At 48.0% G+C, this 775-nt stretch carries 1 protein-coding gene; it reads left to right on the plus strand.

Annotated features, from left to right (window positions below):
• The coding region (locus tag R7E38_RS22870; protein WP_318082138.1) for a hypothetical protein at positions 1-584 on the plus strand (584 nt) is incomplete at its 5' end.
• Positions 585-775 lie beyond the last annotated feature (191 nt).

Raw genomic sequence — 775 nt, forward strand, 5'->3', positions numbered from 1 at the left:
CTCTTAGCTGCAAAGGAAGTCAGAATATTAACAATTACTTAGCCTGGTACCAACAAAAGCTTGGAGAAGCTCCCAAACTCCTGATATATAATACAAACAGTTTGCAAACGGGCATCCCATCAAGGTTCAGTGGCAGTGGATCTGGTACAGATTACACACTCACCATCAGCAGCCTGCAGCCTGAAGATGTTGCCACATATTTCTGCTATCAGTATAACAACGGGTACACGTTTGGAGCTGGGACCAAGCTGGAACTGAAACGGGCTGATGCTGCACCAACTGTATCTATCTTCCCACCATCCACGGAACAGTTAGCAACTGGAGGTGCCTCAGTCGTGTGCCTCATGAACAACTTCTATCCCAGAGACATCAGTGTCAAGTGGAAGATTGATGGCACTGAACGACGAGATGGTGTCCTGGACAGTGTTACTGATCAGGACAGCAAAGACAGCACGTACAGCATGAGCAGCACCCTCTCGTTGACCAAGGCTGACTATGAAAGTCATAACCTCTATACCTGTGAGGTTGTTCATAAGACATCATCCTCACCCGTCGTCAAGAGCTTCAACAGGAATGAGTGTTAGACCCAAAGGTCCTGAGGTGCCACCTGCTCCCCAGCTCCTTCCAATCTTCCCTCCTAAGGTCTTGGAGACTTCCCCACAAGCGACCTACCACTGTTGCGGTGCTCCAAACCTCCTCCCCACCTCATCCTCCTTCCTTTCCTTGGCTTTGATCATGCTAATATTTGGGGAATATTAAATAAAGTGAATCTTTG

This window comes from Vibrio sp. Vb2131, assembly GCF_033338535.1.
Taxonomy (GTDB): Bacteria; Pseudomonadota; Gammaproteobacteria; order Enterobacterales; family Vibrionaceae; genus Vibrio; species Vibrio alginolyticus.